This window comes from Nonomuraea sp. B1E8, from assembly GCF_039871515.1.
Classification (GTDB): domain Bacteria; phylum Actinomycetota; class Actinomycetes; order Streptosporangiales; family Streptosporangiaceae; genus Nonomuraea.
Genome location: NZ_JBDPLS010000024.1, coordinates 45,119 through 59,687, shown reverse-complemented (window position 1 = coordinate 59,687; position 14,569 = coordinate 45,119). Strand labels below are relative to the sequence as shown.

The 14,569-nt window shown below is 71.7% G+C and carries 16 protein-coding genes; 10 read left to right on the top strand and 6 right to left on the bottom strand.

What is annotated here, in order from left to right; all coding sequences use genetic code 11:
- Nucleotides 1–99 precede the first annotated feature (99 nt).
- Nucleotides 100–699, bottom strand: coding sequence for a TetR/AcrR family transcriptional regulator (locus ABGA98_RS43905; RefSeq protein ID WP_347624423.1), 600 nt, complete (start codon nucleotides 697–699; stop codon nucleotides 100–102).
- Complete coding sequence (locus ABGA98_RS43900) at nucleotides 692–1,240, bottom strand: helix-turn-helix domain-containing protein (RefSeq protein ID WP_347624422.1); 549 nt, start codon at nucleotides 1,238–1,240, stop codon at nucleotides 692–694. The genes ABGA98_RS43905 and ABGA98_RS43900 overlap by 8 nt, the downstream gene beginning before the upstream one ends.
- Before the next feature lie 95 nt (nucleotides 1,241–1,335).
- Between ABGA98_RS43900 and ABGA98_RS43895 the strand changes: the two genes are divergently transcribed.
- Nucleotides 1,336–2,232, top strand: a complete 897-nt coding sequence (locus ABGA98_RS43895; protein WP_347624421.1) for a TIGR03620 family F420-dependent LLM class oxidoreductase — start codon at nucleotides 1,336–1,338, stop codon at nucleotides 2,230–2,232.
- A gap of 25 nt (nucleotides 2,233–2,257) precedes the next feature.
- Here the strand turns inward: ABGA98_RS43895 and ABGA98_RS43890 are convergent, their stop codons facing one another.
- Together ABGA98_RS43890 and ABGA98_RS43885 are read right to left on the bottom strand one after the other, a co-directional pair.
- The gene (locus ABGA98_RS43890; RefSeq protein WP_347624420.1) at nucleotides 2,258–3,151 is read right to left on the bottom strand and encodes an RNA polymerase sigma-70 factor; all 894 of its coding nucleotides are present in this window, start codon (nucleotides 3,149–3,151) and stop codon (nucleotides 2,258–2,260) included.
- A gap of 194 nt (nucleotides 3,152–3,345) precedes the next feature.
- Nucleotides 3,346–4,677, bottom strand: coding sequence for a serine hydrolase domain-containing protein (locus ABGA98_RS43885; protein WP_347624419.1), 1,332 nt, complete (start codon nucleotides 4,675–4,677; stop codon nucleotides 3,346–3,348).
- 250 nt (nucleotides 4,678–4,927) lie between these two features.
- On the opposite strand from ABGA98_RS43885, the gene ABGA98_RS43880 reads away from it, so the two are divergent.
- The 6 genes from ABGA98_RS43880 (at nucleotide 4,928) to ABGA98_RS43855 (ending at nucleotide 11,662) form a co-directional block, all read left to right on the top strand.
- Nucleotides 4,928–5,710, top strand: a complete 783-nt coding sequence (locus tag ABGA98_RS43880) for a BTAD domain-containing putative transcriptional regulator (RefSeq protein WP_347624418.1) — start codon at nucleotides 4,928–4,930, stop codon at nucleotides 5,708–5,710.
- Nucleotides 5,711–5,803: 93 nt separating this feature from the next.
- Complete coding sequence (locus tag ABGA98_RS43875; protein ID WP_347624417.1) at nucleotides 5,804–6,211, top strand: hypothetical protein; 408 nt, start codon at nucleotides 5,804–5,806, stop codon at nucleotides 6,209–6,211.
- A gap of 1,152 nt (nucleotides 6,212–7,363) precedes the next feature.
- Nucleotides 7,364–7,597 carry a hypothetical protein gene (locus tag ABGA98_RS43870; RefSeq protein ID WP_347624416.1) on the top strand — a complete coding sequence of 78 codons (234 nt, stop codon included), beginning with the start codon at nucleotides 7,364–7,366 and terminating at the stop codon, nucleotides 7,595–7,597.
- 71 nt (nucleotides 7,598–7,668) lie between these two features.
- Complete coding sequence (locus ABGA98_RS43865) at nucleotides 7,669–9,837, top strand: ATP-dependent RecD-like DNA helicase (protein ID WP_347624415.1); 2,169 nt, start codon at nucleotides 7,669–7,671, stop codon at nucleotides 9,835–9,837.
- A gap of 128 nt (nucleotides 9,838–9,965) precedes the next feature.
- Nucleotides 9,966–11,156 carry an Ig-like domain-containing protein gene (locus tag ABGA98_RS43860; protein WP_347624414.1) on the top strand — a complete coding sequence of 397 codons (1,191 nt, stop codon included), beginning with the start codon at nucleotides 9,966–9,968 and terminating at the stop codon, nucleotides 11,154–11,156.
- Between the two features lie 5 nt (nucleotides 11,157–11,161).
- Nucleotides 11,162–11,662 (top strand): N-acetyltransferase, encoded by a 501-nt coding sequence (locus ABGA98_RS43855; RefSeq protein ID WP_347624413.1) that lies wholly within the window; start codon nucleotides 11,162–11,164, stop codon nucleotides 11,660–11,662.
- A 149-nt stretch (nucleotides 11,663–11,811) separates the two neighbouring features.
- Here ABGA98_RS43855 and ABGA98_RS43850 read toward each other — a convergent pair whose 3' ends face one another.
- Complete coding sequence (locus tag ABGA98_RS43850; protein ID WP_347624412.1) at nucleotides 11,812–12,015, bottom strand: hypothetical protein; 204 nt, start codon at nucleotides 12,013–12,015, stop codon at nucleotides 11,812–11,814.
- On the bottom strand, nucleotides 12,012–12,965 hold the full coding sequence (locus ABGA98_RS43845; RefSeq protein WP_347624411.1) for a radical SAM protein: 954 nt from the start codon (nucleotides 12,963–12,965) through the stop codon (nucleotides 12,012–12,014). Before ABGA98_RS43845 ends, ABGA98_RS43850 begins: the two co-directional genes overlap by 4 nt.
- A 198-nt stretch (nucleotides 12,966–13,163) precedes the next feature.
- On the opposite strand from ABGA98_RS43845, the gene ABGA98_RS43840 reads away from it, so the two are divergent.
- The 3 genes from ABGA98_RS43840 to ABGA98_RS43830 are packed head-to-tail and all read left to right on the top strand — an operon-like array spanning nucleotide 13,164 to nucleotide 14,395.
- Nucleotides 13,164–13,487 (top strand): multidrug efflux SMR transporter, encoded by a 324-nt coding sequence (locus ABGA98_RS43840; protein WP_347624410.1) that lies wholly within the window; start codon nucleotides 13,164–13,166, stop codon nucleotides 13,485–13,487.
- Between the two features lie 60 nt (nucleotides 13,488–13,547).
- A complete protein-coding gene (locus ABGA98_RS43835) occupies nucleotides 13,548–14,102 on the top strand; it encodes a GNAT family N-acetyltransferase (protein ID WP_347624409.1) in 555 nt (184 codons plus the stop codon).
- Nucleotides 14,099–14,395: a DUF952 domain-containing protein gene (locus ABGA98_RS43830; protein WP_347624408.1), complete on the top strand. Its 297-nt coding sequence runs from the start codon at nucleotides 14,099–14,101 to the stop codon at nucleotides 14,393–14,395. The genes ABGA98_RS43835 and ABGA98_RS43830 overlap by 4 nt, the downstream gene beginning before the upstream one ends.
- The last annotated feature ends 174 nt before the right edge of the window (nucleotides 14,396–14,569 follow it).

Here is a 14,569-nt window from a genome sequence, read left to right as displayed (position 1 = left end):
TGACCACGTGGTCTCCTCCTGCTCGGACCCTACCCGCGCCGGGCCGTCCGGCACGACGCCGCGGCGCGCGGCGGCGGCTCCCTCCCCGACCCGCGCGGGTCAGTCGCGCGGGTCGGGGAGGGAGTCGAGCCAGTCGGTCAGCCGCCGGCCTTCGCGGGTCATGACGCCGGGCTCGCGCAGCGCGTTGGCCAGCAGAGACATGCCCTGGTAGGCGCTGACCAGCGTCAGGGCGAGCCCGTCGGGGTCGGGCAGTGCGAGCTGGCGGAACTGGCGTCCGGCCCAGTCGAGCAGCAGCCGGATGACCTTGCCGGCCTCCTCGTGGAGGCCGTCCTCCTCGCGTTTGCCCAGCTCGGCGGCGAGGGTGCCGGTGGGGCAGCCGTAGCGGGCGGCGAGTTCGCGCTCGCCGACCCAGGCCTCGACGAGGCCTTTGAGTCGCTGCCTGGGGTCGGGGAGCCGGTCGAGGCGGGTGGTGAGGGTCTGCAGCCCGTGGGCGTGCTCGGTGAGTGCGGCCGCGACGAGGTCGTCTTTGGTCTTGAAGTAGTAGTAGACGTTGCCCACGGGAACGTCGGCGGCCCGGGCGATGTCGGCGATGGTGGTGCGCTCGACGCCCTGCTGGTGCACGACCTGGGCGGCGGCGGCCGTCAGCCGCTGCCGTTTGGCGGTCGCCGTCCTGGCCCGCGAGCCCTTCGAGTCAGCCATCTGACTCACTATAGGCGGCGGCCGAGGGGATCAGCCCGCCGAGAGCGAGCCCAAGCAGCCGCGCCGCGCGGCCGGCCGGCGCGGCCGTCGAGATGCCGGTGACGAGCTGGAACAGGTCGTCGACCTCGACGCCGGCCGCGGCCTGCCCGGCTCGTTGTGCCCGCGCCAGCAGGTCGGCCGCGGCCGAGCGCATCATGGCGTGGCAGTCGATGCCGAGCTCTGGCTCCGACACCATCGCGGCGGACAGTCCGCCGTCGGTCTGCGCGTGCACGAGCACGGCCTGCAGCCAACGCACCAGCGCCCGCCCGGGGCAGGGGTGCGCGGCCAGGTCCACGGCCTGGTCGCACAGCCTCTCGACCCGGTCCCTGAAAACGGCCTGCAGCAGCGCCTGCCGGGTCGGGAAGTGGCGGTAGAGCGTGCCGGGCCCCACTCCTGCCCTGCGGGCGACCTCGTTGAGGGACGCGTCGGGCCCCGACTCGGCGAACACGGCCCTGGCGGTCGCCACGAGATGCTCGCGGTTGCGGCGCGCGTCGGCCCGCATCGCACCCCCCTGTTGCTCATCCGGAGAACCTCTCCGTATTCTAGCCACAACCATCCGGAGAACCTCTCCGGTTATTGTTCGTTCTGGAGTGCTCCATGCGCAATCTGGGAGAAGTCGGTGTCTGGACGTTCGCTCTCGACAGGCAGCCGACGGCGAAAGTCCGCGAGACGGCGGCGGAGATCGAAGAGCTCGGCTACGGTGCCCTGTGGTTCGGCGAGGCCTTCGGGCGCGACACGGTGAGCCAGGCCTGGATCACCCTGTCGGCCACCACGCGGCTCGTCGTCGCCGCCGGCATCGCCAACATCGCCTTTCGCGACCCGATCTCCATGGCCGCGGCCGAGCGGGCCGTCAACGAGGCCTTCCCCGACCGTTACGTGCTCGGCCTGGGCGGCCACCGGGTGAGTGACGAGCCCATCGTCATGGAGGGGTACGTTGTTCCCAGCCGCGGCAGGGCGGTGCGGACGATGGGCGCCTACCTCGGCGCGATGGACGCGGTGCCGCTGGAGTCGCCCCCACCCGCCGCGCCCCCGCGGCGCGTCCTGGCCGCCCTCGGCCCGAAGATGCTGGCGCTGGCCGCCGAACGCACGATGGGCGCCCATCCGTACTTCGTGCCCGTCGAGCACACGCGCATGGCCCGGCAAATCATGGGACCCGAGGCGTTCCTGGCGGTCGAGCAGGCCGTGGTGCTCGACACCGACGTGGCCAGGGCACGCGCGCTGGCCACCGAGCATGTCGGCTTCTACAGTGCGGCAGCGCCCCACCAGATCGCCAACCTGCGCCGGCTCGGCTTCGGCGACGCGGACCTGACGGGCCCGAGCCGGCGCCTGGTGGACGCGATCGTCGCCTACGGCGACGCCGAGGTGATCGGGAAACGGGTACGGGAACACCTCGACGCGGGCGCCGACCACGTCTGCCTGCAGGTGCTCACCGCCGACCCGGCCACGCCGCCCTTGCGGGAGTGGCGCGAGCTGGCCCACCTGGCCCGGCCCTGAATCCCGCGGGGCCGGGCGGCGCGGCTCATGCGGCCATCGCGGCGAGCTTCGACGGGTTCGTCATCCACAACACCCGGTCGATGCCGTCGGAGGTGACGCTCACGGTGACGACGGCGACCACCCGCCCCTCGTGGGACAGCCGGGCCGAGGCGTGCCCGTCGGCCTCGACGGGCTCGACCGTCACGCCGTGCCAGAACGTGCCGGCGAACGCGTGCACGTACCTGGCCACGCGCCGGCGGCCGACGACCGGGAACGTCGACGCGCGCACGGCGCCGCCGTCGGAGTAGGAGACGACGTCCTCGGCGAGGAGTGCCTCGAGCCCGGCGATCTCCCCCGACCGGGCGGCCGCCACGAACGCGGTCAGCAGCCGCCGCTGCTCGGAGGCGGCGACGCTGGCGCGTCGCCCCGCGGCCAGGTGTTTGCGCGCGCGGCTGACCAGCTGGCGCACGTTCGCCGGGGTGTGCCCGATGATCTCGGCGATCCGCTCGTAGGAGTGGTCGAAGGCCTCGCGCAGCACGTACGACGCGCGTTCGGTGGGCGTGAGCCGCTCCAGGAGCATCAGCACCGCGACTTCCAGGGCCTCGGCGCGTTCGGCGCCCAGCGCCGGGTCGGCGGTGGTGTCGACGGGCTCGGGTAGCCACGGGCCGACGTAGGTCTCGCGGCGTGCCCGCGCCGATCGCAGCATGTTGATCGCCAGCCGGGTGGTCGTGGTGGCGAGGAACGCCTCGGCGTTGCGCACGTTGCGCCGGTCGCTGGTCTGCCATCGGATCCACACCTCCTGGAGCAGGTCGTCGGCCTCGCTGACGCTGCCCAGCAGGCGGTACGCGATCCCGAACAGGCGTCCGCGTACCGCTTGGAACGCCTGCTCGGCCTCTCGCAGGCTGCCGGAGCCTGCCACCAGGTCTTCGTTCGACTGCATCGTTGCCGGTCCTCGCTACTCGACGCGCTCTTCCTGCCGGGGAGACCTCCCGCATCAGCGCGGCGATCTCCCCGGGAACCGGGGGGATGGTTCCGCTCCACCTGCCCAGGACCGGGCCGAACATGGTTGACCCGCCGCCGCGGTGCCGGGTGGCCGCCAGGGGAGGCGGTCACCCGGCGGTCACCCGGCTGTGGTCAGGCGTGCCAGCCGGTCACGCCGCCCGGCACCGGCGCGCGGGGGTCGTAGGGATCGCGGGTGAAGATGAAGGTGTTGAGGTCGAGGTGGTCGGGCGCCACCCGCAGCGTCTCCCCGGCGTAGTAGCCGTCCAGGCCCAGCCACGTGCCGTCGTCCTGCGGCACGAACCGGGAGGCCCGCCCGCCGCCGCCGACCGGTTCGAGCGACAGCCCGCGCTCGGGCAGCAGCCGCAGCGCGTACGGTTTCGGCCCCCAGTGCCACAGCCCGGTCAGCTCCAGCAGGTGCGGGTCGGCGGCGGCCGGCTGCCATTCGTCGGGCAGCCGTGGTTCGTACTCCTCCAGGATGTCCAGCAGGTCGGTCGCCAGCCTGCCGCTGAGCCCGGAGGTGGTGTTGGCCATGAACAGCACCCCCACGCCGGCCGCGGGGTCGGCCCACACGGTGGCCAGGAAGCCGGGCATCGACCCGGTGTGGCCGGCCAGGCGGCGGCCGCCGGGCCTGGCCAGCTGCAGGCCGAGCCCGAACCCGCCGGTCCAGGTGTCGCCGTCGTCGACGCCGGCCGGCTCGCGCATCTCGGCGAGGGTGCCGGGGCACAGCACGCCCGCGGTGTCGCCGCCGAGGAAGGCCGCCCAGCGGGCCAGGTCGTGCGGGGTGGACCACAGTTGTCCCGCGGGGCCCATGGCGTCGGCGTCGTGTTCGGGCTCGGCCAGCACCACGTCGGCCCACGGGTGCACGGCGTAGCCGGTGGCGTGGGGGGCGCGGGGCCGGGCGGTGGTGTCGTGCATGCCGAGCGGATCGAGCACCTCGGCGCGTACGGCCTTGAGCCACGTGGTGCCGCGCAGGCGGGCGACGAGCTCGCCGAGCAGCGCGAAGCCGACGTTGGAGTAGTGGAAACGCCGGCCCGGCCGGTGTTTGAGCTCGCCGGGCCCGAGACGGGCCAGCAGCTCCGCGGCGGGCACCCCGGGGGTGCGCTCCCACCAGTCGGTGGGCGGCTCCGCGGTCAGGCCGGCGGTGTGCGACAGCAGCTGGGCGATCGTCAGGTGCCCCAGTGGCGCGCCGGGCAGGTGTTCCTCCAGCGGGTCGGTCAGCCGTAGGGCGCCTTCGTCGCGCAGCCGCATGACGACGACGGCGACCATGCTCTTGGTGATCGATCCGAGCCGGTACTGGGTGGCGGCGGTCGGTGCGGCGCCGTCGACGCGGCCTCGCCCGCCGAACCACGCCGTCGCGCCGTCGCGCACGATCGCGGCCGTCAGCGACGGCACCCTGCATTCGGCCTGTTCGACGGCGAGCCTGCGCAGCAGCGCACGTGCCGTCCTGTGTCCCACCTGCGTCATGGGCGACAAGATTAGCCGCCGTGCGGGGGCCGGGTCGGGCCCTTTCCCCCTGACCGTCCGTCCGAACCCGCCACGCGGGAGCGCGCCGGGGCCTCCGGGCGGCGGAGGGCGCCGGCGTTGCCGAAATTTCGTGACGGCACCGACGATTTTCTACCGGTTCGGTGCTATCGCCGCAGGTAGGGTGTGCAGCAGACCGATGGTCTGGTCCCCCACGGATGAGTCTGATCCCGCACAGTGAAGGGGACCGGAGATGGCGGACAGCGGCCCGCGTGCCGTCTTTCTCATGCTCCTCGGTGGTTTCCGGCTGACGGCCGGTGAGGAGCAGATCGTGCTGTCCAGCGGATCGGAGCGCCTGCTGGCGTACCTGGCGCTCAGCAGGAACACGGTGACCCGATCGGTGATGGCGGCGGCCCTGTGGCCGGGGGCGCCGGAGCGGCGGGCGCAGGCCAGCCTGCGTTCCGCCCTGGCCCGCCTGGACGGGGACGGCCGGCGGCTGCTGCGCGTCGACTCGAGCGGCCTCGGGCTGTGCCCGGAGGTCGGAGTGGACCTCGATGAGGCCAGGGCGCTGGCGCGGCGCCTGCTGGACCCGCTGGAGCCTCCGCAGGACGGCGACGTGTCCGCCGGCTCGATCGAGGTGCTGTCGGACGGCCTGCTGCCCGGCTGGTACGACGAGTGGGTGCTGGCCGCCTCGGACGAATGGCACCAGTTGCGCCTGCACGCGCTGGAGGCGTTGTCGGGGTGGTTCCTGCAGGCGGGGCGCTTCGCCGAGGCGGTGGCGGCCGCGGGCGTGGCCGTCCACGCCGAACCCCTGCGGGAAAGCGCTTGCGCCGCCTTGATGGACGCACATCTGGCCGAAGGTAACCAGGCAGATGCGCTCCGCCACTTCCAGGCGTTCGAGCGAAATCTGCGCGACGAACTCGGCATCACGCCGACGCCCCGCTTGCGCGAGCGGGTCGCGGGTCTGCTCACGGAGCGCACTGCTCTCCTGCGGGCGCCGTCACGGCCCGGTCACGCCCGCATGACGGGCCGGTGACAAGGCATTCGCCAGGCTGTCGGAAGACGCCGGGCCACGGCGACGGCATCGCCCGTCACACCGGGCCCGGCGACCGCAGAAAAAGGGGGAAGCATGAAGCGCTCCAAAGCAGGCGTGCTGCTGCTCAGTCCAGCGCTCATCGCCGCACTGGCCGTCGAACCGGCCGTTGCCTCGGACGCCTCTGCCGTGTCCATCGCCCAGAACCTCACCGCGACGACCTCCACCACCATGCACAGCGCCACTGAAGAACTCGCCCAGCCGCCGCGGCGCAGGGCCAAGAGGCGGCGCTACAACGCGGGCCGCAGGGACGGCTTCGTCGACGGCCGCGCGGACTGCCGCGCCGGCCGGGACCACGACCTGCAGATGTCCGGCAGCGGCGCCTACCGGCGCGGCTTCCGGGACGGCTACAACGAGGGCTTCACCAGTTGCACCCGGCCGAAGCCCACGCCCACCCCGACCACTCCCGCCCCCGGCGGCGGCGGTGGCGGCGGCGGAGGGTGATCTCCTCCGTGACAGGGTGACCGAGCGGCCCCGCCCCGCGCGCGAGGGGTGAGGCGCCTCGGCACGGACGTCACCAGGGCTCCGTCCCGGCAGCGGGACGGAGCCTCCTTCGTGCCGTGCCCGTGTTCGTCCCCGGTGGCGGGTTCCCCGCGGGCGGCCGATCTTCCCTGTCGGCCCGGTGATCCATCGGGCCGAGCAGTGTGCGCGGTCGGCCGGGATCGTAGTTCGGGTCGTGCCCGATCGCGGTGCGTAGCCTGGGCGCCTGATCGATCTTGACGTCCCAGACCCCGCAGCTTCACCCGCTGCGGCTCCTGGCCGTCGGCACGGAGGACGAGGTCGACCTGGTGGACTCCGGGCCTGGTGTCCTGGGTGGTGTGCACGGTCACCCAGAATGTCTGGACGTCACCCGCCGCCACGTCGACCTTCGGGTCGTTGGCCTGGATCGGGTCGGGGGTCCAGCTCTCATAGATCGCCGGTTGATCTCGGCACCTCGCCACGGGCGGCGGGTTGACGTCGATCTCTCCATCCTAGTCAGGCCACGCGTAAACCCCTCTTGGAGCCCTGAAGCCGTGGTAGCCGTCGTAGCCGTACGTTCCTGTCCCGACCTGGATGTAAGACGCGCTGGTCGTGTCGATCGAGCACTTGACCCATTTTCCGTAGCCGGCGCCGTTGCGGCACACAACCCTATGGGTGGAGCCGTGGACGTGTACGACCATCTCGCCCACCGCGGACCGACTGTCCGGCGCACCGTCGCCGACGTAGACGGCAGACTTCGTGGCGCAGGCTCGGGCGGCACGATTCGTCAGATCCCATGTGCAGTGCCGCGTGTCGTTGAAGTTGGGCGTGGTCGCAACGTACGTCCCCCACTCCCCGCGGATCCAGGGCTCATAGGCGGCCCCGGCAGGCGTGGCCATGCTGGCAGTGCCCGCGGCAACAAGCACAGCCGTGGCCGCCAGCCTTAGTAGCGATCTCATATGTGCCTTTCCCTACGTCCTCAGATGTGTTGCGCCTGGGGCTCCCTCGTCTTGACAAGGCGACCATGGGGCCGTCATAACCCCGTCATAACCGCCGCCCCCACTTCTGATTGGGATGGGCGGACAGACGCCATCTGACATAGGCGTAGCCCGTCGGCCCCACCGCTCGGTCCGTGTCATGAGCCCCAGAAACGGAGCGGAGCCACAGGCCGCAGCGGGTGACGGTGCGCCACTGCGCACTGCGACCGAGGTCGACACCCACCGCCGTCTCACCCGCGTCACCCTCACGGCGATGCGCGCCCGCGCGCTGCGCGAGGCCCGCGCCTGCGAGCGGAAGCAGCGCCGCGCGTTCGCCCAGCTCGACATAGTTCGGGGGCTCAGCGGCTCGGGACAGGTGCCGCGGGGATGTTGATCTGCCCTAATCTCGTCGGTGTGGGAAGGCCGGACTCGGGTTCAGAAAATAACGTCACCGAATTGTGTGCGGTGCTCGAACGCATCACCTATGCCGATGAGACCAGCGGCTACACGATCGCCCGGGTGGCGACCGAGCGTTCCGGCTCCGATCTGCTGACCGTCGTCGGCCCGCTGCTGGGCGCGCAGGTGGGCGAGTCGCTGCGGCTGCGGGGCCGCTGGACCTCCCATCCCCGCTACGGCCGCCAGTTCGAGGTGTGGTCCTACACCACGGTGCTGCCGGCCACCGTGCAGGGCATCCGCCGCTATCTCGGCTCGGGGCTGATCAAGGGCATCGGCCCGAAGATGGCCGAGCGGATCGTCGACCATTTCGGCGTCGACACGCTGGAGGTCATCGAGCGGGAGCCGCGGCGCCTGGCCGAGGTGCCGGGGCTGGGCCCCAAACGGACGAAGATGATCGCCGCCGCCTGGGAGGAACAGAAGATCATCAAAGAGGTGATGATCTTCCTGCAGGGTGTCGGCGTGTCCACCTCGATCGCGGTGCGCATCTTCAAGCAGTACGGCGAGTCGTCCATCTCCGTCGTCAGGACCCAGCCGTACAAACTGGCCGACGACGTGTGGGGGATCGGGTTCAAGACGGCCGACACCATCGCCCAGGCGGTCGGCATCCCGCACGACAGCCCCGAGCGGGTGATGGCCGGGCTGCGCTACACGCTGTCGCAGGCCGCCGACGACGGCCACTGCTACCTGCCGGCCCCCAATCTGGTGGGCGACGCGGTCAAGATCCTGGAGGTGCCCGCGGACCTGGTGTCCGCCTGCCTGGAGGAGCTGGTGGCGGCCGAGGGCGTGGTGCGCGAGCCGATTCCCGCAGGCGACAACGTGGTGCCGGCCGTCTACCTGCCGCCCTTCCAGCGGGCCGAATTGTCGCTGGCCTCCGGCCTGCGGGGGCTGCTGGGCAACGGCCACGACCGGCTCAAGGCGTTCGCCGACGTCGACTGGGAGCGGGCCGAGCAGTGGCTGCGCGGCCAGACGGGCGCCGAGCTGGCGGCCGAGCAGCGCCAGGCGGTGCGCCTGGCGCTGACGGAGAAGGTCGCGGTGCTGACCGGCGGGCCGGGCTGCGGCAAGAGCTTCACCGTGCGCTCGATCGTGCTGCTGGCCAGGGCCAAGCGGGCCCGGGTGATCCTGGCCGCGCCGACGGGCCGGGCGGCCAAGCGCCTGGCGGAGCTGACCGGCCACGAGGCCACCACGGTGCACCGGCTGCTGCAGCTGCGGCCGGGCGGTGAGGCCACCTTCGACCGCGACAACCCGCTGGACGCCGATCTCGTCGTGGTCGACGAGGCGTCGATGCTGGATCTGCTGCTGGCCAACAAGCTCGTCAAGGCGGTCGCCCCGGGCGCGCACCTGCTGTTCGTCGGCGACGTCGACCAGCTGCCCTCGGTCGGCGCCGGAGAGGTGCTCAAGGACCTGCTGGCCGCCGAGGACGTGCCGCGCGTACGGCTGACGCAGATCTTCCGCCAGGCTCAGGAGTCCGGCGTCGTGGTCAACGCCCACCGGGTCAACACCGGCCGCCATCCGGTCCTGGAGGGCATGGGGGACTTCTTCCTGTTCCCGTGCGAGGAGCCGGAGGAGATCGCGGCGCTGACGGTCGACGTGGTCGCCCGCCGCATCCCGCGCCGTTTCCGGCTCGATCCGCGCCGCGACGTGCAGGTGCTGGCGCCGATGCACCGCGGCGCGGCCGGGGCGGGCGCGCTCAACACCGCCTTGCAGGAGGCGCTGACGCCGGCCCGGGAGGGCATGCCGGAGCGTCGCTACGGCGGCCGTGTCTTCCGCGTCGGCGACAAGGTCACCCAGCTGCGCAACAACTACGACAAGGGCGCGGCCGGGGTGTTCAACGGCACGGTCGGCATCGTCACCGACATCCGTCCCGACGAGCACAAGCTGACCGTCCTGACCGATGAGGACGAGGCGGTCGACTACGCCTTCGACGAGCTGGACGAGCTGGCCCACGCCTACGCGGTCTCCATCCACCGCTCGCAGGGCAGCGAATATCCCGCGGTCGTCATCCCGCTGGCCACCAGCGCCTGGATGATGTTGCAGCGCAATCTGCTCTACACCGCCATCACGCGCGCCAAGAAGCTCGTCGTGATCGTCGGCTCGCGCCGGGCTCTGGCGCAGGCCGTGCGCACCAAGGGAGCGGGACGCCGGCACACCGGCCTCACCCACCGCCTCGCAACGCGCTGACCTGCGGCAGATCACCCCGCAGAAGTGATTGAAATGTGACCGAACTCTCCTAAATCATTCGTCGTCTTACATGCAGGAGCATTATGGTTTTTGGGGTGCCTTTGGTGCCCTTATGGGAAAGGACTGTCTTGAACGCTGCGCCTGCCTGGAGGAAGCCCGCCACCGCGTTCGCGCTGCTCACTGCGGCGGCGCTGACGGCCTCATGCTCCGGTGGCGCCCCCTCAGGAACACCCGACGCGCCCGAGGCCACCACCTCGGCCACCCCGCAGGCGCCCACCATCAAGATCACTCCCGCTGAGGGCAGCGCCAAGGTCAGCCCGGAGAAAAGGATCATCGTCATGGCCTCCGGCGGCGCTCTGGAGGACGTGACCGTCGAGGGTGACGACGAGCCGGTCGAGGGCCGTTTCAACGCCGACAGGACCAGGTGGATCTCCAAGACGCCGCTCAAGCCGTCCACCGACTACACGGTCACCGCCAAAGCCGGCGCCACCTCCTCCACCAGCGGCTTCACCACCGCCAAGCCCGAGCGCGCGCTGCAGGTCGTCGACGTCACCCCCAACGCCAAGGGCGAGACCCTCGGCGTCGGCGCGCCCATCATCGTGACGTTCAACCAGCCCGTCACCAGCAAGGCCGCCATCGAGCGCGCCCTTGAGGTGGAGGCGGAAAAGCCCGTCGACGGCGCCTGGCGCTGGGTCGCCGACAACAAGGTCATCTACCGCACCGCCACATACTGGCCGGCCCACCAGAAGGTGAAGTTCCACGCCGACATCACCGGCGTCAAGGGCGGCAAGGGCCTCTACGGCGTCAAGGACTACACCGCGAACCTCGAGATCGGCGCCAAGCAGATCAGCAAGGTCGACGTCGCCAAGCACATGATGTACGTCTACAAGGACGGCAAGCGCGTCAAGACCATGCGCATCAGCGCCGGCAAGGCCACCACCCGCGAGTACACCACCACCTCCGGCGTGCACCTGACCATGGAACGCGCGCACCCCGTCCGCATGATCTCCCCGGGCCGCAAGAAGGGCGACCCCGAGTACTACGACGTCATGATCGACCACGCGGTGCGGATCTCCAACTCCGGCGAGTACGTCCACGCCAAGAACAACGTCTGGGCCCAGGGCAGGCAGAACGTCAGCCACGGCTGCATCAACGCCCGCCCCGACCAGGCCAAATGGTACTTCGACAACGTCCAGCGCGGAGACGTCGTCGAGGTCAAGGGCACCGACCGCGATCTCGAATGGAACAACGGCTGGGGCTACTGGCAGCTGTCGTTCTCCAAGTGGAAGAAGGGCAGCGCCCTGAAGGAGAAGACCTGACCCCCATGCACATCCGCAAAGGCGACAGCGGTGACGTCCCCGCCGTGCTGGCCATGTTCGACAGCGCCGTGGCCTGGCTGGTCTCGCAGGGCCGCACCGGCCAGTGGGGCAGCCGCCCGTTCACCGGCGACGACAAACGCACCCGGCAGATCGCCGGCTGGGCCGAGGGCGGCGGCATGCACATCGCCGAGGTCGCCGGCCGTCCCGCCGGCTGCCTGGTCGTCGGCGCCCCCCACGACTACGTCACCCCCGCCGCCGAGAGCGAGCTGTACGTCCAGTGCCTGGTCATCGACCAGGCCTTCGCCGGGCAGGGCGTCGGCCGGGCCCTGCTCGACCACGCCTACGAGCGGGCCCGCGAGCTCGCCGTGAACCTGCTGCGCGTCGACTGCTACGCCGGCGACGACGGCCGCCTGGTCGCCTACTACGAAAGTTGCGGCTTCACCCGTACGGAGCCCTTCACCGTGGGGGAGTGGCCGGGCATGCTCCTGCAGCGCCGCGTCGCCTGAACCCGCCGATGCCGCTCGCTGCCTCGGCCCGCCCGCTGTTGGGATCACACGTGCAGATCGGCCGGTCCCGCCCTGCCGCCCCGCCCTGCCGCCCCGGCCGGCCGGGGCGGCAGGGCGGAGCAGGGCACAGTGGCGGCGGATCGTCCAGGTCAGAGCCGGTTGAAGACGATGCGCCTGCTGCTGTCGGCCGGGAGCGACCACGCGCGCTCGACGTCGTGCAGCGGGACGGGGCCGGGCTCCACCGTGTCGGCGCCGTCGGCGATCGCGGCGGCCACGGCGGGAATCTCGGCCGCCATGGTGGCACCGGTCAGCGACCCCTGGCCGCTCCCCGAGGTCTTGGCCCCTGGGCTCACACGAGGGCCAGCTGCGCCGCCCGAGGCTCGAGCGGCCGCGGCGGCGGCGCCCCGCACGCCATCCCGTACACCTGGCACAGCCCGGCGATCTGCCCCGTGATGCGCTGCTCGTAGCCGGGGGAGGGCAGGCCCGCACGATCGTAGAGCTCCTCATAGCGCTCCACCAGGTGCGGATGCGCCCGCGCCAGCCACTGCGCGTACCACGCCCGGGTGCCGGGCGGCAGCCGCAGCACCACCGGCTCCACGGCCCGCGCGCCCGCCCCCGCGATGCGCCGCACCGTGGCCGTCAGCTGGTCGGCGGCGTCGCTGAGCAGCGGCAGCACCGGAGCCATCAGCACCCGGCAGTCCACGCCCGCCTCCACCAGCGCCGACACCAGCTCCAGCCGCGCCTGCGCCCCGGGCGCGCCGGGCTCGACCGCCCGCCGGATCCGCTCGTCGACGAACGCGATCGACACCGCCACCCGCGCCCCCGCCCGCGCCAGCAGCCGGGCGTCGCGCAGCACCAGCGCGCTCTTGGTGTAGACGGTGAACGGCACCCCCGCCCCGGCCAGCGCCGCGATCACGCCGGGCATCAGCCGGTAGGTCTCCTCGGCCGCCTGGTAGCAGTCGCCGCTGACCCCGACGGCCAGCTCCTGGCCGTCCCAGCGCGCCAGCTCCGCCCGCAACCGCGCCACCGCGTTGGGCTTGACCACGATGCGCGTGTCGAAATCGCCGCCCGCGTCCAGCCCCAGCCGCCGGTGCCCGCCACGGGCGCCGCACCCGAGACAGGCATGAGCACAACCACGGTAAGGGGACAGCGCCCACCTCTGGGCGATGCCCGCGGCCTGCGGCACCCGCTCGATCATCGTGCGGGCCTGCAGCTCGTAGAAGCCGCCGCGCACCACCGCGCGCCGCTCGATCAGCGTGCGATCGTCGGCGGCCTCAACCAGCGAAAGCGCGTCCCAAGCCACACCCCCAGTGGAACACGCATTCGACTGCGTTTTCAAGCGATTCCCGCACACCCGCCCGTTCCCCGCCGACCGGACGCACCGCCTATCGGCGCGCCCGGCCCGGCTCACGCGGGCCCGCGCCTCTACCCTGATCCGCGCCACAAGCTCCGGCCTACAGTGGTACGCCCGCACCGCTCACCATCTGGGGGACAACCGCCCATGGCCTGGCTCCTGCTCGCCCTCGCCATCGCCTCCGAGGTCCTGGCCACCTCCGCGCTCAAACTCAGCAACGGCTTCACCCACCTCGGCTGGAGCGTCGTCGTCGCCGCCGGCTACATCGTCTCCTTCGTCCTGCTCGCCCAGGCGCTCAAACTCCACCTCGAGGTCGGCACCGCCTACGCCGTCTGGTCCGGCGCCGGGACCGCCGCCATCGCCCTGATCGGCGCCGTCTTCCTGGGGGAGACCCTCACCCCTCTCAAGATCGGCGGCATCCTGCTCATCATCGGCGGCGTCGTCGTCCTCAACCTCGCGGGCGCCCACTGACCCCGCCACCACGACGGAAAACCTTTTGCCGCCCCCGCGACCGCTCCCTACACTGCCCCCGTGCTCAAACCCCACTACCCCCTCACCACCGACCGCCTCACCCTGCGGCCCTTCACCCCCGGCGACCTCGACGCCGTCCACGCCTACGAAAGCCTCCCCGAGGTCACCCGCCACCTCTACTGGGGGCCCCGCGACCGCGACGCCAGCCGCGTCGCCCTCGACAAGAGGATCGCCCGCACCGCCCTCCTCGACGAGGGCGACGCGCTCGACCTGGCCATCACCCTGAGCGACAGCGGCGAGCTCATCGGCAACTGCCTGCTCATCTGGACCAGCAAGCCCAACCGCCAGGGCGAGATCGGCTACGTCCTGCACCCCGGCCACCATGGCCACGGCTACGCCCCCGAAGCCGGCCGCGCCCTGCTCCGCCTCGCCTTCGACGGCCTCGGCCTGCACCGCGTCGTCGGCCGCCTCGACGCCGCCAACACCGCCTCCGCCCGCGTCCTGGAAAAACTCGGCATGCGCCACGAGGCCACCCTCATCGACAACGAGATCGTCAAGGGCGCATGGGCCAGCGAAGCGGTCTACGCCATCCTCGAGCGCGAATGGACCCCATGACGATCCACCATCTCGCCCTGCGCGCCGACTGGCACAGCGCCCGCCAGACGGGGGAGTACCGCGTCTCGACCCTGGGCCGCTCCCTCGACGACGTGGGGTTCATCCACTGCAGCCGCGACCTGGCCCAGCTGCGCGGCGTCCACTCCGCCTTCTACACCGACGTCACCGAGCCGCTGCTCGTCCTCGACATCGACCCGGCGGGCCTGGACGTGCGCCTCGAAAACGGCTTTCCCCACCTGTACGGCCCCCTGCCGGTCAGCGCGGTCACCGCCGTCCACCCCTTCACCCCCTGACCTCTCCCGTCCTCCGAGGCAGCCGCGGGTGGTACCTGATCTGCGTGATTCCGGACGCGCTGCCCGCGATCTGAGGCGTCCCAGCCGTGTGTGCCGCGAGAATGCAGGAATGATCATTGTTGCGCCGATCGCCACCTTTGACGCTGGAGGGCCAGTTTGCTGAGTAAGCTCACG